The organism is Cupriavidus oxalaticus (assembly GCF_004768545.1).
GTDB classification, from domain to species: Bacteria; Pseudomonadota; Gammaproteobacteria; order Burkholderiales; family Burkholderiaceae; genus Cupriavidus; species Cupriavidus oxalaticus_A.
On the sequence record NZ_CP038635.1, the window covers coordinates 2,524,401 to 2,547,162 of the forward strand.

The window sequence follows — 22,762 nt, forward strand, 5'->3', positions numbered from 1 at the left end:
GGGTGGCTTGCGGGCGCGGCGGCCGGGGCATTGGATCAGGCCCTCAGGATGCCAGAAGCGTGCTGCCCAAATCCAGTTTCCCGGATCCGGCGCGACGATCGGCAGGCACTGCAATGCGCTCTTCGCGCCACAGCCCCGGCCGCCGTGTGGATGTGACTGTCTGTGGCAGAAGCAACGATCGACGGGCTCGCCGGCCTGATCTTCCAGGGCCGCAGTTCCGCACACCTGAGCCTGGCCGCCAGCCGCTTTGCCAGCAGCATCATGCTGGCGACCGCCTCGGGCTCGGCCAACGCGCGCGACGTCATGGCCGTGATGCGGCTGCGCGTGCCGCCCGGCACGCCGCTGCGCATCCGGGCTGACGGGCCGGATATCGGCCGACCTGCGCCGCCGCGTCTGGCGCACGGGTCCGCTGCCGCGCCTGGCGGCGCGGATGCGGCGGCGCTAGCCCACGGCGCGGGCCGGCGGCCGCGCGCCTACCGGTAGACCAGCACCGGGATCTTGCTGTGGGTCAGCACCTTGAGGGTCTCGCTGCCGATCACCAACCCTTTGACCCCGCGCCGCCCGTGGGACGCCATCACGATCAGGTCGCATTCCTTGTCCTCGGCCGCCTTGATGATGGCCTCGTACGGATGGTCATTGACCGCGTAGGTCGTGTCACAGGCCACGCCCGCTGCACCGGCCTCGTCGGCCAGGCCGCGCAAGTAGCGGGTTGCGTCTTCCCAGGCCTGCTTGACGTAGGTCTCGCGGGTGTCCTCCAGCATTTCGACCTGGTAGGTCAACACATGGTAGTTCGGACAGACGCGCACCACGGTGGCACGGGCGCCCATCTCCCGCGCCAGCACAAGTGCCTTGCGGAATGCGGATTCGGACAGGTCGGAGCCATCGACCGCCAGCAGGAGATGCTTGAACATGATTGCCTCCTCGCCTGCGCATTGCGCTCACTTCCGATGCGACATCGCCTTGCGTCCGAAAGTGGGAGCCGCAAGGCGCACAACAAGGAGCGACCGATACCCTCGGTTTCGAATCATCTGTCACCCTGATCCAGTATAGGTGCGCGATGGCACACGGCAATCCGGCGGGCGTCACATTGCCTCGCCCGCATTCGAAACGCCGGCGCAGCCATGTTCCCGGGCACGCCGGCCGCGCGCAGGGCCGCGGCGCTACGCCATCAGCGCGCGCCACAGCGCCAGCTTCTGCTCGAAATTGCGCGCCGCGTGCGCCGGGCTGGACGAAGGCAGCACCACCGTCTGATACCCCTGCGCGGCAAACTGCGGCGCGAACCGTCCCGATGTGCCACCGTTGAAGCCGATGCGCTCGAGCGCCGGCGCCAGCTGGCGCAGCCGCGTGAAATCGTTGGCCTGCGGGTAGCGGATATTGCTGTCCAGGCTGCCTTCGCGCATGCACGCCCCAAGCACGTCCCAGACGCCGATGCGATGCGCCAGCAGCCGCACCAGCCGTTCGGCATACGGCAGCGCCGGCATCGGTTCGCCGGTCAGCGCGGCCATCAGCGGCCAGAACTGGTTGCGGGGATGGGCGTAATACTCGCGCGCGGCCAACGAGGCGGCGCCGGGGAAGCTGCCCAGCACCAGCACGCGGGTGTTGCGGTCGATGACAGGCGGCAGGCCCTGGTGCAGGTCGGCCTGGGGCGGGATGGGGTCTGGCATGGCAGAAACGCAGCGGCCCCGACTACCTGCTTCGGGGCCGCTGCGTCGGTCGCCGGCCGTCAGGCCAGCAGCTTGTTGACGCGCTGCACGTAGGCGGCCGGGTCTTCCAGCATGCCGCCTTCTGCCAGCAGCGCCTGGTCGAACAGCACCTGCAGGCGGTCGCTGAAGGCATCGCCCTCCGGAAGATCTCGCAGCTTCTTGACCAGCGCATGCTCCGGGTTCAGCTCCAGGATCGGCTGGGCGTCCGGCGCCTTCTGGCCGGCCTGCTTGAGCAGGCGCTGCAGGTAGCCGCTCATGTCGCCCTCGTCCGACACCAGGCACGATGCCGACTCGGTCAGGCGCAGCGTCACGCGCACGTCCTTGGCCTTGCCGGCCAGCACGGTCTTGGCGCGCTCGACCACGTCCTTCCAGTCGGCCTCGGCCTTCTCCTGCTCGGCCTTCTCGGCTTCATCGGCCAGCTTGCCCAGGTCGAGGTCGCCGCGCGCCACCGACACCAGTTCCTTGCCGTCGAATTCGCGCAGGAACGACAGCATCCATTCATCGACGCGGTCCGTCAGCAGCAGGACTTCAATGCCCTTCTTGCGGAACACTTCCAGGTGCGGGCTGTTCTTGCCGGCGGACCAGGTATCGGCCGTGACGTAGTAGATCTTGTCCTGGCCTTCCTTCATGCGGCCGACATAGGCGGCCAGCGACACGTTCTGCTCGGCGGTGTCGTTGTGGGTCGAGGCAAAGCGCAGCAGTTTCGCCACGCGCTCCTGGTTGGCCTGGTCCTCGCCGGTGCCTTCCTTCAGCGCCTGGCCGAACTGTTGCCAGAAGGTGTCGTACTTGGCGCGTTCGGCTTGGTCCTCGCTGTCGGCCAGCGCTTCGAGCATCGACAGCACGCGCTTGGTGCAGCCTTCGCGGATCGCCTTGACGTCGCGGCTTTCCTGCAGCAGTTCGCGCGATACGTTCAGCGGCAGGTCTGCGGAATCGACCACGCCCTTGACCCAGCGCAGGTAGCCCGGCAGCAGCTGCTCGGCGTCGTCCATGATGAAGACGCGCTTGACGTACAGCTTCAGGCCGGCCTTGTGGTTGCGGTCCCACAGGTCGAACGGCGCGCGCGCCGGGATGTACAGCAGCTGGGTGTATTCGCTGCGGCCTTCGACGCGGTTATGGGTCCAGGCCAGCGGCGTTTCGTTGTCGTGCGCGATGTGCTGGTAGAACGCGGTGTACTGCTCGTCGGTGATGTCGGACTTGTTGCGGGTCCACAGCGCGCTGGCCTGGTTGACGCTTTCCCACTCGTCGGTGCGCTTGTAGCTGCTGGCCTCGGCGTCCCACACTTCCTTGGGCATGCGGATCGGCAGCGAGATATGGTCCGAGTATTTCTGGATGATGCTCTTCAGGCGCCAGGCCGACAGGAAATCGTCCTCGCCCTCGCGCAGGTGCAGCGTGATGGTGGTGCCGCGCTCGGCGCGCGCGATCGCGTCGACGCTGAACTCGCCGTCGCCGGTGCTTTCCCAGCGCACGGCTTCCTCGGCACCCACGCCGGCGCGGCGGGTTTCCACCGTGACCTTGTCGGCGACGATAAAGGCCGAATAGAAGCCCACGCCGAACTGGCCGATCAGCGCGGCGTCCTTCTGCTGGTCGCCGGACAGCTGCTGGAAGAATTCCCTGGTGCCCGAACGGGCGATGGTGCCGAGGTTGCGGATGGCCTCGTCGCGGCTCATGCCGATGCCGTTGTCGGTGATCTTCAGCGTGCGTGCCTGGGCATCGGCCTCGATGCGGATGGCCAGGTCGGCGTCGTTTTCCAGCAGGGACGGATTCGCGATCGCCTCGAAGCGCAGCTTGTCAGTGGCGTCCGAAGCATTCGAGACCAGCTCGCGCAGGAAGATTTCCTTGTTGCTGTACAGCGAGTGGATCATCAGGTGCAGCAGTTGCTTCACTTCCGCCTGGAAGCTCATCGTCTCGTGCGGTGCGGTCATGGTTCTCCTTTTGAATCTCGAAAACAGGCGAATCTGGGATGGTCGGGTGGCCGTCGGGGGCCAGTGACGCCAGAAATAGGGCCGCCCGGGCCATTTTTCAAGGCCCGGGGAATGTAACGCGTGCAGGGCAACGAGGGCTCAGAGCCGTTCCAGCTGGCGCCCGAGAAAGCGCAGCATGTCCGGGTCGCCGCTGCTGGCGACATTGAAGCGCATCCACCCCGACGGCATCTGCGACGGCGAGAACAGGCTGCCGGGGGCGAACAGGTAGCCCTCTTCATGCCCCGCGGTGGCGATCGCGTTGGTATCGCGCCCGGTATCGGCCCACAGGTACATGCCGGCATGCTGGCCCGGGAACAGGCGCAGGCCCAGCCGCTCCAGCTCGCGCCGGGTTTCGTCGCGGGCGCGGTCCAGCCGGGTGCGCACACGCTCGACATGCTTGCGGTAGTGCCCCTCGGTCAGCACCTTGTACAGCACCCTCTCGTTGATCTCGGGCGAAGCCAGGCCCGCCAGCAGCTTGCTGTCGGTCAGTGCCGATGCCATCTCCGGGTGCGCGGCGATAAAGCCCACGCGCAGGTTGGCCGCCAGCGTCTTGGAAAAGCTGCCCAGGTAGATCACCCGGCGCAGCTGGTCCAGGCTGGCCAGCCGCGTGGCGGCGTGGCCGGGCGGGCACAGGTCGCAGTAGATATCGTCCTCGACGATCAGGAAGTCGTACTGCTCGGCCAGCTTCAGCAGCTGGAAGGCCTTGGCGGCGGACAGCGAGGTGCCGGTCGGGTTGTGCAGCACCGAGTTGATCACGAACAGCTTGGGCCGCCGCGCCTGCACGATGCGCTCCAGCGCCTCCAGGTCCGGCCCCTCGGCGGTGTACGGCACGCCGATCACCTGCGCGCCCTGCGCGGCAAAGCGCGCGAACATCACGAACCACGCCGGGTCGCCGACCAGCACAGCGTCGCCGGGCTGCAGGTAGAGCCGGGCGATCAGGTCGAGCGCCTGGGTGATGCCGGAGGTCAGCACGATCTGCTCGGCGCCGGCGCGGATCTCCAGTTCCTCCAGCCGGGTGCGCAGCTGCTGGCGCAGCGGCAGGAAGCCTTGCGGCGTGCCGCTGGCCAGGAAATGGTTGCCCGGCTGGCGTCCCAGGCCGCGCAGCGCGCTGGCGATCAGCTCGCCATCGAGCCATTCGTTGGGCAGGAAGCCCAGCCCCGGCGCCTTGTGCGCCTCGGCGGTATGGAACATGCTGCGCAGCAGCCAGGTGACGTCGATATTGCGCGCCTCGGCCGCGTTGGACGACACCGGCGCCGCGGGCGCGGCCGGCGCACGCTCGCGCACGTAGAAGCCCGAGCCGCGGCGCGATTCCAGGTAGCCCAGCGCCACCAGCCGCTCATAAGCCTCCACCACAGTAAAGCGCGAGATGCCCTTTTCCTGCGCCAGCTGGCGGATCGACGGCATGCGCATGCCGGCGCGGAACACGCGTTCGTCTATGCGCATGCGGGCCCATTCGGTCAGTTGCTCGACCAGCGTCATCTGGGCCGACGGGATCGGGTCGGGCAGGCGCTCGGTGGGCGGCAGCACCAGGCGCAGCGGGCGTCCGCCGGCCTGGGCGGAGGTGCCGCGCGCGCCGCTTCCGCTATGCTGCTGGGGATTCGCGGCGGTGGTATCCGCGTCCCTGGTGTTCGCATCCATGTGCTGCTCCTGCAACTGTACTGAAGACGATACGCAGAACTGTACCGGTACTGTACCGACTACCTTGTCTACCATCAAGCCAAGATGAAGCTCGCCCTCGACCACCTCGTCATCGCCGCGCCCGACCTGGACGCCGGCACCGCCCATGTCGCCGACCTGCTGGGGATTGCTCCCCAGGGTGGCGGTGCGCATGCCGCCATGGGCACGCACAACCGCGTGCTCGGCATGTTCGGCGGCATCTACCTGGAAGTGATCGCGATCGACCCGGCCGCCGCCGCGCCAGCGCGGCCGCGCTGGTTCGGCCTCGACACCGAGGCGGTACGGCAACGGCTGGAGAACGGTCCGTTCCTGTTGCACTGGGCCGCCCGCGTCGAGCGCCCCGCCGACCTGACGCTGTGGCAGTCGCAATACCCGGCCCGGATCGCGCCGGTGATCCCGATGACGCGCGGCGACCTGCGCTGGCGCATCACGGTGCCCGAAGACGGCGCCCTGCCCGGCTGGCAAGGCGAGGCCGATGCCGCCGGCGACGGCTTGCTCCCCAGCCTGATCCAGTGGGACGTGGCCGCCTACCCTGGCATCAGCCTGCCGCGGCAGGACCTGGCGCTGCGCAAGCTATCCGGGCGCCATCCGCGCGCCGAACTGCTGCGGCAGGGCCTGGCCTGGCTGGGCGCGGACCACCTGATCGCGATCGAACAGGGCGAGGGCCAGCCGGAACTGTCGGCCGAGATCGAAACCCCGCAGGGCATCCGCACGCTGCGCTAGCCAGACCAGACAAGCAACAAGAATCCCAAGGAGACACCGATGTCCGCGACCCGCAAGCGTTTCGACGACGATCCCTATCTCGTTCACTGCACCGCCACCGTGCTGGCGGCCAGCGCAGAAGGCATCGAACTGGACGAGACCGTCTGCTACGCGCGCAGCGGCGGCCAGGCCGGCGACACCGCCACGCTGGCGCTGCCCGACGGCCGCACCGTGACCATCGTCGACACGATCTATGCCGAAGACCGCAGCCGCATCTTGCATATGCCTGCGCCGGACGCCGCGCTGCCGCGCGTGGGCGAGCGCGTCACGGTCACCATCGACTGGGCGCGCCGCCACCGGCTGATGCGCCTGCATACCTGCCTGCATTTGCTGGGCTCGCTGATCCCGGTGCCGGTGACCGGCTGCGGCATCTCGCCGGACTCGGCGCGGATCGACTTCGACCTGCCGGAGTCGACGCTGGACAAGGCCGGCCTGACCGAGCGCCTGAACGCGCTGATCCGCGCGGAAACGCCGGTGCGGATCACGCTGATCACGCCGCAGGAGCTGGCCGCGCAGCCGGAACTGGTGCGCACCATCGGCGCGGCGCCGCCGGCGGGGACCTCGAGCATCCGCATCGTCGAGATCCCCGGCGTCGACCGCCAGCCCTGCGGCGGCACGCATGTGGGCAATACCAGCGAGATCGGCACCGTGGCGGTAACCAAAATCGAGAAGAAGAGCCGCACCAACCGCCGCGTCGTGGTGGCGTTCGCATGACGGCCGTGACCTCCGGCCTGCTCACCGGCCTGACCGCGGCGCAGTTCCTGGCCCTGCTGACGCTGCTGACGGTCGGCCTGTTCACGCCCGGCCCCAACACCGCCATTGCCGCGGTGACCGGCGCCAACTTCGGCCTGCGCGCGACGCTGCCGCACTGCGTCGGCGTAGCGTTCGGCTTTGCCAGCATCCTGGCGCTGTGCGCGGTCGGCGTGGGCGCGCTGGTCCTCGGCCAGCCGGCGCTGGCATCGGCGGTGCATCTAACCGGCGTGGCCTACCTGCTGTGGCTGGCGTGGAAGATCGCGCGCGGCACGACACTGGCCGAAAGGCAGGTGCTGCGGCCGCTGAACGTGTGGCAATCGGCGGTGCTGCAGTACGCCAACATCAAGGCGTGGATGCTGGCGCTGGCGGTGGCGGCGTCCTATATGGCCGGCGCCACCGCGCCGCTGCAGCGCCTGCTGCTGGTGTGCGGCGTATTCGCACTGCTGGGCTTCGTCAGCAACGGCGTGTACGGCGTGCTGGGTGCGGCGCTGCGGCAATGGCTGCGCGAGGGCGAGCGCGTGCGCTGGTTTAACCGTGCCATGGGCGCGGCTCTGGCGCTGACCGCGCTGTGGATCGCTGTCAGCGCCCGGCCCGGCGTGCATTGAACCGAACGACAAGAACACAAGACGCCAACCATGTCCGCTCCCTCGCAAACTCCCTCGCAAACTCCCTCGCCTGCTTCCATACCGGCCGCGCCCCATTCAGGCGGCATGCTGCTCGGCTTCATCGGCGTGGCCATCTTCAGCCAGACCCTGCCGTTCACGCGCATGGCAGTGGCCGAGCTGGACCCGATCTTCGTCGCGCTGGCGCGCGCCGTCCTGGCCGCGCTGCTGGCGCTGGCGCTGCTGGCCATGCGCGGCGCGCTGGCCGCGGCACGCCGCCCGCGCGGCGGCCAGTGGCAACGGCTGGCGGTGACTGCGCTGGGCGTGGTGGCCGGCTTCCCGGTGTTCTCGTCGCTGGCGATGCGCGAGGTGCCGGCCAGCCACGGCGCCATCGTGGTCGGCCTGCTGCCGCTGGTCACGGCCGTGTTCGCGGCCTGGTTCGGGCGCGAGCGGCCGTCGCCGGCGTTCTGGCTGTCGGCCGTGGCCGGCAGCGCGCTGGTGGTCGGCTTTGCCGCCTGGCAAGGCGCCGGCGGCCTGCAGCACGCCGACTGGTACCTGTTTGCCGCGGTGGTGCTGGGCGCACTGGGCTATGCCGAGGGGGGCAAGCTGTCGCGCGAGCTGGGCGGGCTGGAGACGATCAGCTGGGCGCTGGTGGCGTCGCTGCCGGTGCTGGTGCCGGTGGTGGCCTGGCTGGCGCTGCGCGACCTGCCGGCGATCGCCGCGGCCTCGCCGCGTGCCTGGGCCGGCATGGCCTATGTCTCGGTGTTCTCGATGTTTGTCGGCTTCCTTTTCTGGTACGCCGGCCTCGCAAAAGGCGGCGTGGCCCGCGTCGGGCAGATACAATTGCTGCAGCCGTTCCTGACGCTGGCGGGCGGCGCGCTGATCCTGGCCGAGCCGCTTGACGCCCCCACCATCGCCTTCGCGGTGGCGGTGATCGCTGTCGTGGCCCTCGGCCGCAACGCCGCCGTGCGCCAGAGCGCACCTGCCGCCGCCCCGGAAACGTCCCCTGTCCTTCCAGGACGCATTCACTGACCAGGAGTCCAACGCATGTCCGTCTACGACACCCTTGCCCGCCTCGGCGTCGAACTGCCGACCGCCAACGCCCCTGCCGCCGCCTACGTGATGGCCGCGCAGACCGGCAATACCGTATTCCTGTCGGGCCATATCGCCCGCAAGGACGGCAAGGTATGGACCGGCAAGCTGGGCCAGGACATCGACACCGAATCGGGCAAGGCCGCCGCGCGCGCCATCGCCATCGACCTGCTGGCCACGCTGCACGCGCACGTGGGCGACCTGAACCGCGTCACCCGCATCGTCAAGGTGATGAGCCTGGTCAACTCCACCACCGAGTTCACCGAGCAGCACCTGGTCACCAACGGCGCTTCCGAGTTCCTGGCCGAAGTCTTTGGCGACAAGGGCAAGCACGCGCGCAGCGCCTTCGGCGTGGCGCAGGTCCCGCTGGGCGCCTGCGTCGAGATCGAGATGATCGTCGAGGTGCAGTAATTTCCGCCGGCCGGCGGCCCGGGCGACCGCCACCGGCCGGCCTTGCCACACAGAAACACCCTCCCAGACCACAAGAGACACATCATGAAATGGGCCATCTCCCGCCGGGCGCAGCAACTGACCAGCTCGGCCATCCGCGAAATCCTCAAGGTCACCGAGCGTCCGGAAGTCATTTCCTTCGCCGGCGGCCTGCCCTCGCCGGCATCGTTCCCGGTAGCGGCCATGGAGGCAGCGACGGCCCGCGTATTCGCCGACAACCCGCAGGCGGCGCTGCAATACGCCGCCACCGAAGGCTACCTGCCGCTGCGTGAATTCATCGCCAAGCGCCACGGCGTGGGCGTCGAGCGCGTGCTGATCGTGACCGGCTCGCAGCAGGCGCTGGACCTGATCGCCAAGGTGATGATCGACCCGGGCAGCAAGGTGATGGTGGAAACCCCCAGCTACCTCGGCGCGCTGCAGGCGTTCTCGCTGTTCGAACCCGAGTTCGTCTCGATCCCGACCGACGACAAGGGCCTGGTGCCCGAGGCGCTGACGCCCGAGCTGACCGCCGGCGCGCGCTTCCTGTACGCCCTGCCCAACTTCCAGAACCCAACCGGCCGCCGCCTGCCGCTGGAGCGCCGCCAGGCACTGGTGGCGCGCGCGCAGGAACTGGGCGTGCTGGTGGTGGAAGACGATCCGTACGGCGCGCTCAGCTATACCGGCGACCAGCTGCCGACGCTGCTGTCGATGAATCCGGACGGCGTGATCTACATGGGCTCGTTCTCGAAGATCCTGGCTCCCGGCATGCGCCTGGGCTACGTGATCGCCCCGCCCGAGCTGCATTTCAAGCTGTGCCAGGCCAAGCAGGCATCGGACCTGCATACGCCGACCTTCACGCAGCGCGTGGCCTACGAGACCGTGCGCGACGGCCTGCTCGACCGCCATATCCCGACCATCCGCGAGCTCTACAGCAAGCAGTGCCAGACCATGCTGGACGCGCTCAAGCGCCATATGCCGGAAGGCGTGACCTGGAACACGCCCGAAGGCGGCATGTTTATCTGGATGGAGCTGCCCGAAGGGCTGGACAGCATGGCTATCCTGGAAGAAGCGGTGAAGCGCAACGTGGCCTATGTGCCGGGCGCGCCGTTCTACGCCAGCAACCCGAAGCGCAATGCGCTGCGCCTGGCGTTCGTCACGGTGCCGCCCGAGCGCATCGAGCAGGGCGTGGCGATCCTGGGCGAGCTGTTCCGCGAGTCCATCGCCGCCGCTGCCGCCAGGCAAGCGCGCGCGGCCTGACGCCGCACGGGCGCGCAATCCAGGAGCCGACATGCTGCGTATCTGGGGCCGACTCTCCTCCATCAACGTGCAGAAAGTGGTCTGGTGCGCGCGCGAGCTGCACCTGGACCATGAGCGCGTCGATATCGGCGTCAACAAGGGCGACCTCGACACCGAGGCCTACGTCCGCCTGAACCCGAACCGCCAGATCCCGGTGATCGAGGATTTCCGCGGCACGGACGTGGGCGGCGAGCCCTTCGTGCTGTGGGAATCGAACGCGATCGTGCGCTACCTGTGCGCGCGCTACGGCGAGGGCACGCTGTGGCCCGAAGACGTCAAGGCGCGCGCCTCGGCCGACCGCTGGATGGACTGGCAGACCACGGCCTTCAGCCCGGCCATGGTGACGGCGTTCCTGAACCTGGTGCGCACGCCCGACGGCGAGCGCGACGAAGCCGCCATCCAGGCCTCGTGCGCCCGCACCGAGCGGCTGGCGGCGCTGCTGGACAAGGCGCTGGCGGGCCGGGAGTTCATCGGCGGCGACCGCTTCACCATGGCGGATATCTCGCTGGCTTGCGCCGCGCACCGCTGGATGGGCCTGCCGATCCAGCACCAGCCGCGGCCCGACCTGCAGCGTTGGCTGGCGGCAATGCGTGCCCGCCCTGCCGCCGGCGGCATCCTGGAACTGCCGCTGCGCTGAGCGGCGGCAGTTTTTCCTTCCTCTGCTTCTAGCTGCCTATTTCGCGGCACGCGAGCCCGAAGTCGCCGTAAAGATCCCCAGCCCGATAAACGCCGCCCCCGTCAGGTAGCGGCCGAATGCGCGTGCCCGCCCGGCGCGGCGCAGCGCCGGCATCACCGCGGCCGCGGCCATGACGTAGCAGGCGTCGGTGGTGGCGGCGATCAGCACGAAGGCCACGCCCAGCGCGAGGCTCTGCGCCAGCGCCGAGCCGGCCGGGTTCATGAACTGCGGCAGGAAGGCGGCGAAGAAGATCGCGGTCTTGGGGTTGAGCAGCGCCACCACGAAGCCGTCGCGCATCACCTGGCGCAGGCTGCGCTGCGCCACCTCCGGCGTACCGCCGCCCGCCGCCGCAGCGCCGCCACGCAGCGCGCGGATGCCGAGCCAGATCAGGTAGGCCGCACCTGCGTACTTGACCACCGAGAACGCCAGCGCCGACACCGAGAACAGCACCGCCAGCCCCAGCGACGCGCCGATGGCGTTGCCCAGGTTGCCCAGCGCCACCGCGCCGATCGACGCCAGCCCGGCCTGCCGCCCTTGCGCCAGCGTGCGCGTCACAATATAGACCACGGCCGGGCCGGGCGTGATGGCCAGCGCCAGGCTGGCCAGCACGAAGGCGGTCAGCAGCGGCCACGCGGGCAGGAATTCGGTCATGGGCAGCCTCGTTCGATGTTGCGATGCGGGCAGCGCCCGCGTCATGGCGAACGCCAGTATGCGCCGCTACACCGCGCTCGCGCCAGTCCCTGCCATGGCTGCCATGGCCAGTCATCCGGGCGACGCGCAGGCAAGCAGACTTTTGCAACAGGCGCCGTTTAGAGTACTCTGGCCGGTGTGGCGGGTACTTCCCACATGCGCTGCAGTGCTCTTGGGGGATTCCCTAATCCCTGAATGTGGCTCATGCCTGGCATGACGCAATGTACGGAAGCGAACACGGAACCCGTTCCTACAATCGCTGGTTCTTTCCCGCGCGCGGCGGATGCCGCGCGCCGGTGCAAAGCGCAAGCGGGTCGCCCCAGGGCACGCAGATCGCCCGGGCTCCCGAGCCAACCTGAGGAGGATTTCGATCGTGTGGAGTCAAGTCTATGACCCGCTGGGCAATATGGCGCTGTCGACCATTGCCGCGGGCATTCCCGTCGCCGTGCTGCTGGCAGCGCTGGCGTTCTTTCATATGCAGGCACACCTGGCCGCGGGGCTGGCGCTGCTGATCGGCATCGTGGTCGCATCCACGGTGTTCGGCATGCCGGCGGCGATGGCCGGCAAGGCGGCGGGGCTCGGCATCGTCTCCGGGCTGTTCCCGATCGGCTGGATCGTGCTGAACATCATCTTCCTGCACCGGCTCACCACCCTGAACGGATCGTTCAAGGTGCTGCAGAACTCGATCTCCGGCATTACCGAGGACCGCCGCCTGCAACTGCTGCTGGTGGCGTTCAGCTTCGGCGCCTTCTTCGAGGGTGCGGCCGGCTTCGGCACGCCGGTGGCCGTGACCGGCGCCATCCTGATCGGCCTGGGCTTCTCGCCGCTGGCCGCCTCGGGGCTGGCGCTGATCGCCAATACCGCGCCGGTGGCCTACGGCGCGCTGGGCGCGCCGATCATCGGCCTGGCCTCGGTGACGGGGCTGGACCTGCTCGACCTGTCGGCCATGATCGGCCGCCAGCTGCCGTTTTTCTCGGTGATCGTGCCGTTCTGGCTGATCTGGGCCTTTGCCGGCTTCCGCGGCATGCTGGCGATCTGGCCGGCGATCCTGGTCGCGGGCGTGAGCTTTGCCATCCCGCAGTTCCTGGTGTCGAACTTCCACGGCCCGTGGCTGGTGGACGTGATCGCGGCGCTGGTGTCGATGGGCGCGCTGACGCTGTTCCTGAAGGTCTGGCATCCGAAGGAAATCTGGACTTCGACCAAGATCCTGGGCCGCCACGACGAATCCAAGGTTGACCATCCCGAAGCGCTGGAAGCCGATGCCGCCGCCAGCGCCGCCTCGGCCGGCATCTCGGTGGCCAAGGCCTGGATGCCGTGGGTGATCCTGACGGTGTTCGTGTTCGTCTGGGGCATCCCCGAGTTCAAGAAGCTGATGGATAGCGTGTGGGCCTGGAAATTCCCGATCCCGGGTCTCGACAAGGCCATCGTCAAGGTGCCGCCGGTGGTGCCCAAGGAAGTCATCGAAGGCGCCGTGTTCAACTTCAACGTGCTGTCGATGGCCGGCACCGGCATCTTTGTCTCGGCGATCGCCGGCGGCCTGCTGATGGGCTACTCGGTGCCGCGCCTGTTCAAGGAGTACTGGGAAACCATCAAGCTGGTGCGCTACTCGCTGCTGACCATCTGCGCGATGTTCGGCGTCGGCTACCTGACCCGCTACTCGGGCCTTGATGCCACGCTGGGCCTGGCCTTCGCCCACACCGGCGTGCTCTACCCGCTGTTCGGCACCATGCTGGGCTGGCTGGGCGTGGCGCTGACCGGCTCGGACACGGCCTCGAACGTGCTGTTCGGCGGCCTGCAGAAGACCACCGCCGAGCAGCTGGGCCTGTCGCCGGTGCTGATGGCGTCGGCCAACAGCTCGGGCGGCGTGATGGGCAAGATGATCGACGCGCAGTCCATCGTGGTGGCCTCCACGGCCACCAAGTGGTACGGCCACGAAGGCGACATCCTGCGCTACGTGTTCTTCCACTCGATCGTACTGGCGATCCTGGTGGGCCTGTTCGTGACGCTGCAGGCCTACGTGCCGCCGTTCACGCATATGGTGATCCACCACCCCTGAGTGCCCTGCCGCCGCGGCAATTTCGGCAAGGCGTTTCGGACAAGGCCCCGCCCCTGGCGGGGCTTTTCCATTGGGCAACGCGCGTATCATGTTGCGTCTGATCCGCCGCAAGCGCCCCCCGGATCCTGCAAGGACAACACGGACGACTGGGCGCGCCGTGGCACACAACGGGAACCCTGCCATGTTGCGTCGCCTGGAAAGACTGATCGACCCCTTCCGTCCCATGCCCGACCGCGAGCCGCCAGGCCAGGTCCTGCGCTTCTACACCTGGTACCTGCGCGAAGTCTGGGGCGTGTTCGTGCTGCTGTTGCTGGTGGGCCTGGTCGGCGCGCTGATCGAGGTGGCGCTGTTCAGCTTCCTCGGCCGGCTGGTCGACATGGCGCAGACCACGCCCGGCGCGGAATTCTTCAGCCGGCATCGCAACGAGCTGGTGTGGATGCTGGTGGTGGCGGTGCTGCTGCGGCCCATCTTCTTCGGCCTGCACGACGTGCTGGTGCACCAGGTCATCAACCCCAGCCTGTCCAACCTGATCCGCTGGCAGAACCACCGCTACGTGCTCAAGCAGAGCCTGTCGTTCTTCCAGAGCGACTTTGCCGGGCGCATCGCCCAGCGCATCATGCAGACCGGCTTCTCGCTGCGCGACTCCGCCGTGCAGGCGGTCGACGCGCTGTGGCACGTGGTGATCTACGCCGTCAGTTCGCTGGTGCTGTTCGCGCAGGCGGACTGGCGGCTGATGATCCCGCTGCTGCTGTGGATCGCCTGCTACGTGGCCGCGCTGCTGTACTTCGTGCCGCGCGTGAAGGAGCGCTCGGTGATCGCCACCGAATCGCGCTCGCGGCTGATGGGGCGCATCGTCGACGGCTATACCAACATCACCACGCTCAAGCTGTTCGCCCATACCCGGCAGGAAGAGGACTACGCGCGCGACGCCATGGCCGAGCAGACCGAAAAGACCCGGCTGGCCGGACGCATGGTCAGCGGCATGGACGTCACCATCACCGCCATGAACGGCGCGCTGATCGCCGGCACCACCGGGCTGGCGGTGTGGCTGTGGAGCACCGGGCATGTCACCACTGGCGCGATCGCGCTGACCACGGGCCTGGTGATCCGCATCAACAATATGTCCGGCTGGATCATGTGGGTGGTCAACGGCATCTTCGAGAACGTCGGGCAGGTGCAGGACGGCATGAAGACCATCGCCGTGCCGCGCAAGGTCAATGACCGCGCCAATGCGCAGCCGCTGCGCGTGACGCAGGGCGAAGTCCGCTTCGAGCAGGTGGGATTCCACTACGGCAAGGGCTCGGGCGTGATCGAGGGCGTCAACCTGACGGTGCGGCCGGGCGAGAAGATCGGCCTGGTCGGCCCGTCCGGCGCGGGCAAGTCGACGCTGGTCAACCTGCTGCTGCGGCTCTATGACGTGGAAAGCGGCCGCATCCTGATCGACGGGCAGGACATCGCCGATGTCACGCAGGAAAGCCTGCGCGCGCAGATCGGCATGGTGACGCAGGACACCTCGCTGCTGCACCGCTCGATCCGCGAGAACCTGCTGTACGGCAAACCCTCCAGCACCGAGGCCGACCTGGCCAATGCGCTGCACGGCGCGCGCGCGGACGAGTTCATTCCCGGCCTGGTCGATGCCCACGGCAATACCGGACTGGAGGCGCAGGTGGGCGAACGCGGCGTGAAGCTGTCAGGCGGACAGCGCCAGCGCATCGCGATCGCGCGGGTGCTGCTGAAGAACGCGCCGGTCCTGATCCTCGATGAAGCGACCTCGGCGCTGGATTCGGAAGTGGAAGCGGCGATCCAGGACAGCCTGGAAACGCTGATGCAAGGCAAGACGGTAATTGCCATCGCGCACCGGCTGTCGACGATCGCGCGCATGGACCGGCTGGTGGTGCTGGACAACGGGCATATCGTGGAGAGCGGCACGCATGCGGAATTGCTCGCGCATGGGGGGCTGTATGCGCGGTTGTGGGCGCATCAGACGGGGGGATTTGTGGGGGTGGATTGATCCCGCTGTTTGCTCCCCTCTCCCATGAATGGGAGAGGGGAGCAAACACTGGCTCCGGCGAAACTCAGTTGCCGTTGCCCGGCGCCTCCACCCGCACCGGATCGATCCTCGGCTCCTTCAGCTTCGCCTCGATCTGCTTGCCCTTGCGCGCGCGCTTGCCGACATACGGCAGCAGCGATTGCCCGGCCAGCTTCTGCGACGACGGCTTGCCGCCCCGGCCCGCGCCCGACAGCATCAGCCCCGGCGCGCCCACGGCCACCGCCTGCAGCAGCTTCTCCCTGGGCTCCAGCTCCATCAGGATCACGCCGCGGCCGCCGGCCGACAGCACCTTGACCTCATCCAGCGCCACCAGCAGCAGGCGGCCATTGCCGGACAGGCAGGCCGCATGCGTGGCCTCGTCGCCGATCGGCGCCGGCGGCAGCGGGGCATCGCCGTCGTCCAGCGTCAGGAACGACTTGCCGCCCTTCTGCCGGCCGGTCATGTCGGCCACCGTGGTCAGGAAGCCGTTGCCGCCGGCGGTGGCGATCAGCATGCGCTGGCTGGCGCTGCCGGCAAAGGTGTGTGCCACCTGGCTGCCGGACTGCAACTCGATCAGCGTGGTGATGGGCACCCCGTCGCCGCGCCCGCCCGGCAGGCTGGAGACCGGCACGGAATAGACCCGGCCATTGGTGCCGAACACCAGCAGCACGTCGACGGTGCGGCAGTCAAAGGTGTTGTAGAGCGCATCGCCCGCCTTGAAGGTGAACTGCTGCGGATCGTGGCCATGGCCCTGGCGCGTGCGCACCCAGCCCTTCTGCGACATGATCACCGTCACCGGCTCGTCGATCACGCGCACTTCGGCCGCGGCGCGGCGTTCTTCCTGGATCAGCGTGCGGCGCGGATCCTTGTCTTCCGGGCTGTACTGCCTGGCGTCGGTCTCGATCTCCTTGATGATGCGGCGGCGCATCATGGTCTCGGACTTGAGCAGCACGTCCAGGTCGGCCTGCTCTTCGCGCAGGTCCTTCAGTTCCTTCTCAATCTTGATCGCTTCCAGCCGCGCCAGCTGGCGCAGGCGGATTTCCAGGATGTCCTCGGCCTGGCGGTCGGTCAGCTCGAAGGCTTCGATCAGCGCGGGCTTGGGCTCGTCGCTCTCGCGGATGATGCGGATCACCTCGTCGATATTGAGCAGCACCAGCATCCGGCCTTCGAGAATGTGGATGCGGTCCTCGACCTTGCCCAGGCGATGGCGCGTGCGGCGCGTGACCGTGTCGAAGCGGAACGCGATCCACTCGCCCAGGATCTCGCGCAGGCCCTTCTGGCGCGGGCGGCCATCGGTGCCGATCATCACCAGGTTGATCGGCGCGCCCGACTCCAGGCTGGTATGCGCCAGCAGCGCCTGGATGAACTCTTGCTGGTCGATGTTCTTGCTCTTGGGCTCGAACACCAGCCGCACCGGCGCGTCCTTGCCGGATTCGTCGCGCACCGCGTCCAGCACCGCCAGCACGGTGGCCTTGAGCTGCTGCTGGTCCGGCGTCAGCGCCTTCTTGCCGGCCTTGATCTTGGGATTGGTGATTTCCTCGATTTCTTCCAGCACCTTCTGCGCGGAAGTATTCGGCGGCAGTTCGTTCACCACCATCTGCCACTGGCCTCGCGCCATTTCCTCGATGGTCCAGCGCGCGCGCACCTTCAGGCTGCCGCGGCCGTTCTCGTAGATCTGGGCAATGTCCGCCGCCGGCGAAATGATCTGGCCGCCGCCGGGATAGTCCGGGCCCGGCATCAGCGCCAGCAGCTCGGCCAGCGAGATATTCGGGTTGCGGATCATCGCCACGGTGGCCGCGGCGACCTCGCGCAGGTTGTGCGGCGGGATCTCGGTGGCCATGCCCACCGCGATGCCGGAGGCGCCGTTGAGCAGCACGAACGGCAGCCGCGCCGGCAGCAGCTTCGGCTCCTGCATCGAGCCGTCGTAGTTGGGGACGAAGTCGACCGTGCCCTGGTCGATCTCGTCGAGCAGCAGCCGCGAGATCGGCGTCAGGCGCGCTTCGGTGTACCGCATCGCCGCGGCGCCGTCGCCGTCGCGCGAGCCGAAGTTGCCCTGGCCGTCGATCAGCGGGTAGCGCAGCGAGAAGTCCTGCGCCAGGCGCACCAGCGCGTCATAGGCGGACTGGTCGCCGTGCGGGTGGAACTTGCCCAGCACGTCGCCGACCACGCGCGCGGACTTGACCGGCTTGGCATCGGCGCGCAGGCCCATCTCGTGCATCGCGAACAGGATGCGGCGCTGCACCGGCTTCTGGCCGTCGGCCACTTCCGGCAGCGCGCGGCCCTTGACCACGCTGACGGCGTAGTCAAGGTAGGCGCGCTCGGCGTAGCGGGCCAGCGTCAGCGAATCGGCCGGCTCTTCAGGTTGAAACGTGATGTCTTGTTGTTCCATGGATAGGCAAGAATTCGGCGCGCCATATTGCAGCAGCGCGCCGGGTTGCTTGTGGTTCGGTCATGCCGGTCAGGGCATATTGCGCCGCCCGCCGATCACCATCTTTACGCGCGGCCCGTCGGCAATGGCACTGGCGCGCATGGGCCCCGCGCCCTGGGCGGGCTGGTAGAACCGGTAGAACTGCAGGACCGTGCTGACATACTGCCGCGTCTCGGGGTACGGCGGAATCCGGTTGTTGTAACGCTGCACCGCACCTTCGCCCGCGTTATACGCCGCCAGCACCAGTTCCAGGTTGTTCGGGAACAGCTGCATCAGCCAGCGCAGGTAGCGCACGCCAGCCGTGATGTTGGTGCGCGGGTCGGCCAGCTTCTGTTCGACCGTGCGGCGCTGGTCGGCGCTGACGCCGAAGCGCGCGCCGGTGTCGGGAATCACCTGCATCAGCCCGATCGCACCCTTTGGCGAGACCGCACCCGGGTTGAAACCCGACTCGACCGCCATCACCGCCTTGACCAGCGCGGGATCGACGTCCTGCCTGCTGGCGATCTGGTGGATCAGCGGCTCGACGGTCTTGATATTGGGATGGTTGACGACGTACCGGTAGAGCTTGTGCTGTTCGAGGTCGATATCGTCAGCGCCGTCCGCGCCGGCTGGCGCCCTGCCGCGCTGTATCGCTGCCAGCCGCGCGCTGTCGAGCTTGCCGCCGTCCTTCATGAACAGCTTGTAGCGCGAGTCGAGCTTCTGGTCGGCAAAGTGCGCGATGCCGTCGGCATCGATATAGCCCCACAGCTCGGCATGGGCCGCCGGCGCGCAGGCGAGCCCGGCCAGCGCCAGCACGGCGGCTGCCGTCCTGCGCCATGGATTGCCGGGGGGTCTCGTCGTCATCGTGCGTTCCTGCTGGTCTGCGGACTGGGGGATTATCCCCCCAATCGCGGGCCGGCGCTCCAGTGGTCAGATATCGGCCTCGACCTCGTTGCCCTTCTCTTCCAGCCAGCTGCGGCGCTGCGCGGCCTCGCCCTTGCCCATGAGCATGTTCATCATCTCCACGGTCTGCGGCAGGTCGTATTCGCCCAGCGTCACGGGCAGCAAGCGGCGCGTGTCGGGGTTCATGGTGGTTTCCCACAGCTGCTCGGCGCTCATTTCGCCCAGGCCCTTGAAGCGCGAGATCTGCCAGCTGCCATCCTTGACGCCGTCCTTGACCAGCTTGTCCTGGATGGCCACCAGCTCGCCCTCATCCAGCGCGTACAGCTTCTGCGCCGGCTTCTTGCCGCGCGCGGGAGCATCGACGCGGAACAGCGGCGGGCGCGCCACATAGACGTTGCCGGCCTCGATGAGCTTGGGGAAGTGGCGGAAGAACAGCGTCAGCAGCAGCACCTGGATATGCGCGCCGTCCACGTCCGCGTCCGACAGGATGCTGATCTTGCCGTAGCGCAGGTTGGACAGGTCGGGCTCGTCGTTGGCGCCGTGCGGATCCACGCCGATCGCCACCGCGATGTCGTGCACCTCGTTGTTGGCGAACAGCCGGTCGCGCTCGGTCTCCCAGGTGTTGAGCACCTTGCCGCGCAGCGGCAGGATGGCCTGGAATTCCTTGTCGCGGCCCATCTTGGCCGAGCCGCCGGCGGAATCGCCCTCGACCAGGAACAGCTCGTTGCGGGTCACGTCGGTGGATTCGCAGTCGGTCAGCTTGCCGGGCAGCACGGCCACGCCGGAGCCCTTCTTCTTCTCGACCTTCTGCGCCGCGCGCGTGCGCGCCTGCGCCTGGCGGATCACCAGTTCGGCCAGCTTCTTGCCGTACTCGACATGGTGGTTCAGCCACAGCTCCAGCGCCGGGCGGCTGAAGGTGGAGACCAGCCGCACCGCGTCGCGGCTGTTCAGGCGTTCCTTGATCTGGCCCTGGAACTGCGGGTCGAGCACCTTGGCCGAGAGCACGAACGAGGCGCGCGCGAACACGTCTTCGCTCATCAGCTTGACGCCCTTGGGCTGCAGCGCGTGCATCTCGATAAAGCTCTTGACCGCCTGGAACAGGCCTTCGCGCAGGCCGGACTCGTGCGTGCCGCCGGCCGGCGTGGGGATCAGGTTGACGTAGGACTCGCGCACCGGCGCGCCGTCCTCGGTCCAGGCCACCACCCACGAGGCGCCTTCGCCGTCGGCAAAGCCTTCCTCGCCGGGGTTGGCGTCGGGATCGGCGAAATGCTCGCCCTCGAACATCGGTATCACCAGCTCCGAGCCGCTGCCTTGCGCCAGCGCTTCGACCAGGTAGCCCTTCAGGCCCTGGTCGTACTGCCAGGTCTGGGTTTCGCCGCTCTTCTCGAGCACCAGCGTCACCTTGACGCCCGGCAGCAGCACGGCCTTGCTGCGCAGCAGCCGCTGCAGCTCGGCCTGCGGGATCGCGGCCGAATCGAAATACCTGGCGTCGGGCCACACCTGCACGCGCGTGCCGTTCTTCTTCTCGCCGCGCTCGAGCTTGCGCGAGGCCAGCGGCGAGGTCACGTCGCCGCCGGAGAACGTCAGCGTCGAGTTCATGCCGTCGCGCCAGACGGTCACGTCCAGCTGCGTCGACAGCGCGTTGGTCACCGACACGCCCACGCCGTGCAGGCCGCCCGAGAAGGCATAGGCGCCGCCCTTGCCCTTGTCGAACTTGCCGCCGGCGTGCAGCCGGGTAAAGACGATCTCGACCACCGGCACGCCTTCTTCCGGGTGGATGCCCACCGGGATGCCGCGGCCGTCGTCCTCCACGCTGACGCTGCCGTCGCGGTGCAGGGTCACCAGGATCTCGGAGCCGTGGCCGCCAAGGGCCTCGTCCGAGGCGTTGTCGATCACCTCCTGCACGATATGCAGGGGGTTGTCGGTCCGGGTGTACATGCCGGGGCGCTGCTTGACCGGCTCCAGGCCCTTCAGGACCCGGATGGAAGATTCGCTGTACTGACTGGTTTTGCTCGCCATGGAGTCGCTACGAAAGTGGATGTCCCGGCTGCCGCGGGCGTACAACTGTGCACGCGCCGGGGCACCGGGCACTGCATTGTAATGGATGCGCGGGGCGGTATTCCCGCTGAAAAACGCTTGCGGCTGCCGCCGGGGCCCGCGCCGCATTTGCCGCGGCGCCGCCACTTTCTGCCGCGCCACCGGCATCAAGCGGGTGGCGTACGCGTTTTCCGCGTCCGGGGTAAACTCGCCACCACCCCGCCCACGGCAAGCCAGATTGCCGTCCCGGCACGGTTCACAACAAGCACAGACAATCCATGCCGGCGCCGCGCCACCGCGCGGCCAGCCGCACACCGAGCCAAGACATGCAAAACCGACAACTTTCCCTGACCACCGTGCTGGTGTGCGGGGGCCTGCTCGTCACGCTATCGATGGGCATCCGCCACGCCTTCGGCCTGTTCAACCTGCCGATCACGCAGGCGCACGGCTGGAACCGCGAGACCTTCGCCTTCGCGCTGGCACTGCAGAACCTGATGTGGGGCGCCAGCCAGCCCTTCGCCGGCGCGCTGGCCGACAAGTTCGGCGCGCTGCGCATCATGCTGGTCGGCGTGGCGCTGTATGTGGCGGGCCTGGTGGTGATGGCGCTGGCGACCAGCGGCACGGCCTTTGCCACCGGCGCCGGGGTGATGATCGGTATCGCCCAGTCCGGCACCACCTACAGCATCGTCTACGGCGTGATCGGCCGCGTGGCCAGCCCCGAGAAGCGCGTGTGGGCGATGGGCATCGCCGCCGCGGCGGGATCGTTCGGGCAGTTCCTGATGATCCCGGTGGAGCAGGGGCTGATTTCCGGCCTGGGCTGGCAGAACGCGCTCTATGTGATGGCGCTGATGGCCTGCGTGATGCTGCCGCTGGCGCTGACCCTGCGCGAACCGAGCGAGATGGCGCACGGCGCCGGCCAGCACCAGACCATCGGCCAGGCGATCCGCGAGGCCTTCGGCAACCGCAACTACCAGCTGCTGACGCTGGGCTACTTCGTGTGCGGCTTCCAGGTGGTGTTTATCGGCGTGCACCTTGCGCCGTACCTGAAGGACCAGGGCCTGACCGACCCGAAGGTGGCCGTGGTGGCGCTGGCGCTGATCGGTCTGTTCAATGTGTTCGGCACCTATACCGCCGGCGCCATGGGCCAGCGGCTGCCCAAGCGCTACCTGCTCGCATTTATCTACCTGGCGCGCGCCGTGGTGATCGCCGGCTACCTGCTGTTGCCGCTGACGGTGGCGAGCACCTGGGTATTCGCAGCGCTGATGGGGTTCCTGTGGCTGTCGACGGTGCCGCTGACCAACGGCATCATCGCGCAGGTGTTCGGGGTGAAGTACCTGTCGATGCTGTCGGGGGTGGTGTTTTTCTCGCACCAGATCGGCAGCTTCCTGGGGGCGTGGCTGGGGGGCTATCTCTATGACCGTACCGGTGGGTACAACACGGTGTGGCTGATTTCGATCGGGCTGGGAGTGCTGGCGGCGCTGGTTAACCTGCCGATTCGCGAGCAGGCGCTGGTGCGTGGTCAGCCGGTGGCGGCGTGATGGTTGCGGGCCGCGCGCGCATGGCGAAGGCAGCCGGGCTGGCGGTGCTGGGCGGGGTGCTGGCGCTTGGCTTCGTGGGGTATCTGCGGCCTTCGTTTGTGGTTGATCTGACGAATATGGTGCTGGCTTGGTGCGGGTGAGGTTGGGCAGG

At 68.1% G+C, this 22,762-nt stretch carries 19 protein-coding genes; 11 read left to right on the forward strand and 8 right to left on the reverse strand.

Annotation, left to right across the window (positions count from 1 at the left end; genetic code table 11):
• The first annotated feature begins 162 nt into the window (after nt 1-162).
• On the forward strand, nt 163-483 hold the full coding sequence (locus E0W60_RS22555; RefSeq protein WP_240745888.1) for an HPr family phosphocarrier protein: 321 nt from the start codon (nt 163-165) through the stop codon (nt 481-483).
• On the opposite strand, the gene E0W60_RS22560 is transcribed toward E0W60_RS22555, so the two are convergent.
• From E0W60_RS22560 to E0W60_RS22575, 4 genes are all read right to left on the reverse strand, one after another.
• Nucleotides 474-911: a universal stress protein gene (locus tag E0W60_RS22560; RefSeq protein WP_133093023.1), complete on the reverse strand. Its 438-nt coding sequence runs from the start codon at nt 909-911 to the stop codon at nt 474-476. The genes E0W60_RS22555 and E0W60_RS22560 overlap by 10 nt on opposite strands.
• Nucleotides 912-1,160: 249 nt before the next feature.
• Entirely contained in the window at nt 1,161-1,664 is a 504-nt protein-coding gene (locus tag E0W60_RS22565; protein WP_135705593.1) for a DNA-deoxyinosine glycosylase, read from the reverse strand.
• 59 nt (nt 1,665-1,723) lie between these two features.
• On the reverse strand, nt 1,724-3,625 hold the full coding sequence (gene htpG / locus E0W60_RS22570; protein WP_133093025.1) for a molecular chaperone HtpG: 1,902 nt from the start codon (nt 3,623-3,625) through the stop codon (nt 1,724-1,726).
• Nucleotides 3,626-3,763: 138 nt separating this feature from the next.
• Nucleotides 3,764-5,302: a PLP-dependent aminotransferase family protein gene (locus tag E0W60_RS22575; RefSeq protein WP_135705594.1), complete on the reverse strand. Its 1,539-nt coding sequence runs from the start codon at nt 5,300-5,302 to the stop codon at nt 3,764-3,766.
• Between the two features lie 84 nt (nt 5,303-5,386).
• Between E0W60_RS22575 and E0W60_RS22580 the strand changes: the two genes are divergently transcribed.
• From E0W60_RS22580 to E0W60_RS22610, 7 genes are all read left to right on the forward strand, one after another.
• On the forward strand, nt 5,387-6,064 hold the full coding sequence (locus E0W60_RS22580) for a VOC family protein (RefSeq protein WP_135705595.1): 678 nt from the start codon (nt 5,387-5,389) through the stop codon (nt 6,062-6,064).
• Between the two features lie 39 nt (nt 6,065-6,103).
• Nucleotides 6,104-6,817 carry an alanyl-tRNA editing protein gene (locus E0W60_RS22585; RefSeq protein ID WP_133093028.1) on the forward strand — a complete coding sequence of 238 codons (714 nt, stop codon included), beginning with the start codon at nt 6,104-6,106 and terminating at the stop codon, nt 6,815-6,817.
• The gene (locus tag E0W60_RS22590; RefSeq protein WP_135705596.1) at nt 6,814-7,461 is read left to right on the forward strand and encodes a LysE family translocator; all 648 of its coding nucleotides are present in this window, start codon (nt 6,814-6,816) and stop codon (nt 7,459-7,461) included. The genes E0W60_RS22585 and E0W60_RS22590 overlap by 4 nt, the downstream gene beginning before the upstream one ends.
• Before the next feature lie 105 nt (nt 7,462-7,566).
• Entirely contained in the window at nt 7,567-8,490 is a 924-nt protein-coding gene (locus E0W60_RS22595; protein WP_135705597.1) for a DMT family transporter, read from the forward strand.
• Nucleotides 8,491-8,505: 15 nt separating this feature from the next.
• Nucleotides 8,506-8,961, forward strand: a complete 456-nt coding sequence (locus tag E0W60_RS22600; protein ID WP_133093031.1) for a RidA family protein — start codon at nt 8,506-8,508, stop codon at nt 8,959-8,961.
• An 84-nt stretch (nt 8,962-9,045) separates the two neighbouring features.
• The gene (locus E0W60_RS22605; protein ID WP_133093032.1) at nt 9,046-10,236 is read left to right on the forward strand and encodes a PLP-dependent aminotransferase family protein; all 1,191 of its coding nucleotides are present in this window, start codon (nt 9,046-9,048) and stop codon (nt 10,234-10,236) included.
• Nucleotides 10,237-10,267: 31 nt separating this feature from the next.
• Complete coding sequence (locus E0W60_RS22610) at nt 10,268-10,912, forward strand: glutathione S-transferase family protein (RefSeq protein WP_133093033.1); 645 nt, start codon at nt 10,268-10,270, stop codon at nt 10,910-10,912.
• A 36-nt stretch (nt 10,913-10,948) separates the two neighbouring features.
• Here the strand turns inward: E0W60_RS22610 and E0W60_RS22615 are convergent, their stop codons facing one another.
• Nucleotides 10,949-11,602 (reverse strand): LysE family translocator, encoded by a 654-nt coding sequence (locus tag E0W60_RS22615; RefSeq protein ID WP_135705598.1) that lies wholly within the window; start codon nt 11,600-11,602, stop codon nt 10,949-10,951.
• A 412-nt stretch (nt 11,603-12,014) separates the two neighbouring features.
• Between E0W60_RS22615 and E0W60_RS22620 the strand changes: the two genes are divergently transcribed.
• Together E0W60_RS22620 and E0W60_RS22625 are read left to right on the forward strand one after the other, a co-directional pair.
• Nucleotides 12,015-13,697: an L-lactate permease gene (locus E0W60_RS22620; protein WP_135705599.1), complete on the forward strand. Its 1,683-nt coding sequence runs from the start codon at nt 12,015-12,017 to the stop codon at nt 13,695-13,697.
• Nucleotides 13,698-13,878: 181 nt separating this feature from the next.
• Nucleotides 13,879-15,708 (forward strand): ABC transporter ATP-binding protein, encoded by a 1,830-nt coding sequence (locus tag E0W60_RS22625; protein WP_135705600.1) that lies wholly within the window; start codon nt 13,879-13,881, stop codon nt 15,706-15,708.
• A gap of 64 nt (nt 15,709-15,772) precedes the next feature.
• On the opposite strand, the gene parC is transcribed toward E0W60_RS22625, so the two are convergent.
• The 3 genes from parC to E0W60_RS22640 all read right to left on the reverse strand — a co-directional run bounded on the left by parC (nt 15,773) and on the right by E0W60_RS22640 (nt 21,055).
• Nucleotides 15,773-18,115: a DNA topoisomerase IV subunit A gene (gene parC / locus E0W60_RS22630; protein ID WP_135705601.1), complete on the reverse strand. Its 2,343-nt coding sequence runs from the start codon at nt 18,113-18,115 to the stop codon at nt 15,773-15,775.
• Between the two features lie 69 nt (nt 18,116-18,184).
• On the reverse strand, nt 18,185-18,997 hold the full coding sequence (locus E0W60_RS22635; RefSeq protein ID WP_133093038.1) for a lytic transglycosylase domain-containing protein: 813 nt from the start codon (nt 18,995-18,997) through the stop codon (nt 18,185-18,187).
• Between the two features lie 66 nt (nt 18,998-19,063).
• A complete protein-coding gene (locus E0W60_RS22640) occupies nt 19,064-21,055 on the reverse strand; it encodes a DNA topoisomerase IV subunit B (protein ID WP_133093039.1) in 1,992 nt (663 codons plus the stop codon).
• 344 nt (nt 21,056-21,399) lie between these two features.
• Between E0W60_RS22640 and E0W60_RS22645 the strand changes: the two genes are divergently transcribed.
• Nucleotides 21,400-22,611: an MFS transporter gene (locus E0W60_RS22645; protein ID WP_135705602.1), complete on the forward strand. Its 1,212-nt coding sequence runs from the start codon at nt 21,400-21,402 to the stop codon at nt 22,609-22,611.
• Nucleotides 22,612-22,762 lie beyond the last annotated feature (151 nt).

Coding starts and splice junctions, on each gene's coding strand:
- E0W60_RS22560 (WP_133093023.1), bottom strand. CDS start 911: ATGTTCAAGCATCTCCTGCTGGCGGTCGATGGCTCCGACCTGTCCGAA.
- E0W60_RS22565 (WP_135705593.1), bottom strand. CDS start 1,664: ATGCCAGACCCCATCCCGCCCCAGGCCGACCTGCACCAGGGCCTGCCG.
- htpG (WP_133093025.1), bottom strand. CDS start 3,625: ATGACCGCACCGCACGAGACGATGAGCTTCCAGGCGGAAGTGAAGCAA.
- E0W60_RS22575 (WP_135705594.1), bottom strand. CDS start 5,302: ATGGATGCGAACACCAGGGACGCGGATACCACCGCCGCGAATCCCCAG.
- E0W60_RS22580 (WP_135705595.1), top strand. CDS start 5,387: ATGAAGCTCGCCCTCGACCACCTCGTCATCGCCGCGCCCGACCTGGAC.
- E0W60_RS22585 (WP_133093028.1), top strand. CDS start 6,104: ATGTCCGCGACCCGCAAGCGTTTCGACGACGATCCCTATCTCGTTCAC.
- E0W60_RS22590 (WP_135705596.1), top strand. CDS start 6,814: ATGACGGCCGTGACCTCCGGCCTGCTCACCGGCCTGACCGCGGCGCAG.
- E0W60_RS22595 (WP_135705597.1), top strand. CDS start 7,567: ATGCTGCTCGGCTTCATCGGCGTGGCCATCTTCAGCCAGACCCTGCCG.
- E0W60_RS22600 (WP_133093031.1), top strand. CDS start 8,506: ATGTCCGTCTACGACACCCTTGCCCGCCTCGGCGTCGAACTGCCGACC.
- E0W60_RS22605 (WP_133093032.1), top strand. CDS start 9,046: ATGAAATGGGCCATCTCCCGCCGGGCGCAGCAACTGACCAGCTCGGCC.
- E0W60_RS22610 (WP_133093033.1), top strand. CDS start 10,268: ATGCTGCGTATCTGGGGCCGACTCTCCTCCATCAACGTGCAGAAAGTG.
- E0W60_RS22615 (WP_135705598.1), bottom strand. CDS start 11,602: ATGACCGAATTCCTGCCCGCGTGGCCGCTGCTGACCGCCTTCGTGCTG.
- E0W60_RS22625 (WP_135705600.1), top strand. CDS start 13,879: ATGTTGCGTCGCCTGGAAAGACTGATCGACCCCTTCCGTCCCATGCCC.
- parC (WP_135705601.1), bottom strand. CDS start 18,115: ATGGAACAACAAGACATCACGTTTCAACCTGAAGAGCCGGCCGATTCG.
- E0W60_RS22635 (WP_133093038.1), bottom strand. CDS start 18,997: ATGACGACGAGACCCCCCGGCAATCCATGGCGCAGGACGGCAGCCGCC.
- E0W60_RS22640 (WP_133093039.1), bottom strand. CDS start 21,055: ATGGCGAGCAAAACCAGTCAGTACAGCGAATCTTCCATCCGGGTCCTG.
- E0W60_RS22645 (WP_135705602.1), top strand. CDS start 21,400: ATGCAAAACCGACAACTTTCCCTGACCACCGTGCTGGTGTGCGGGGGC.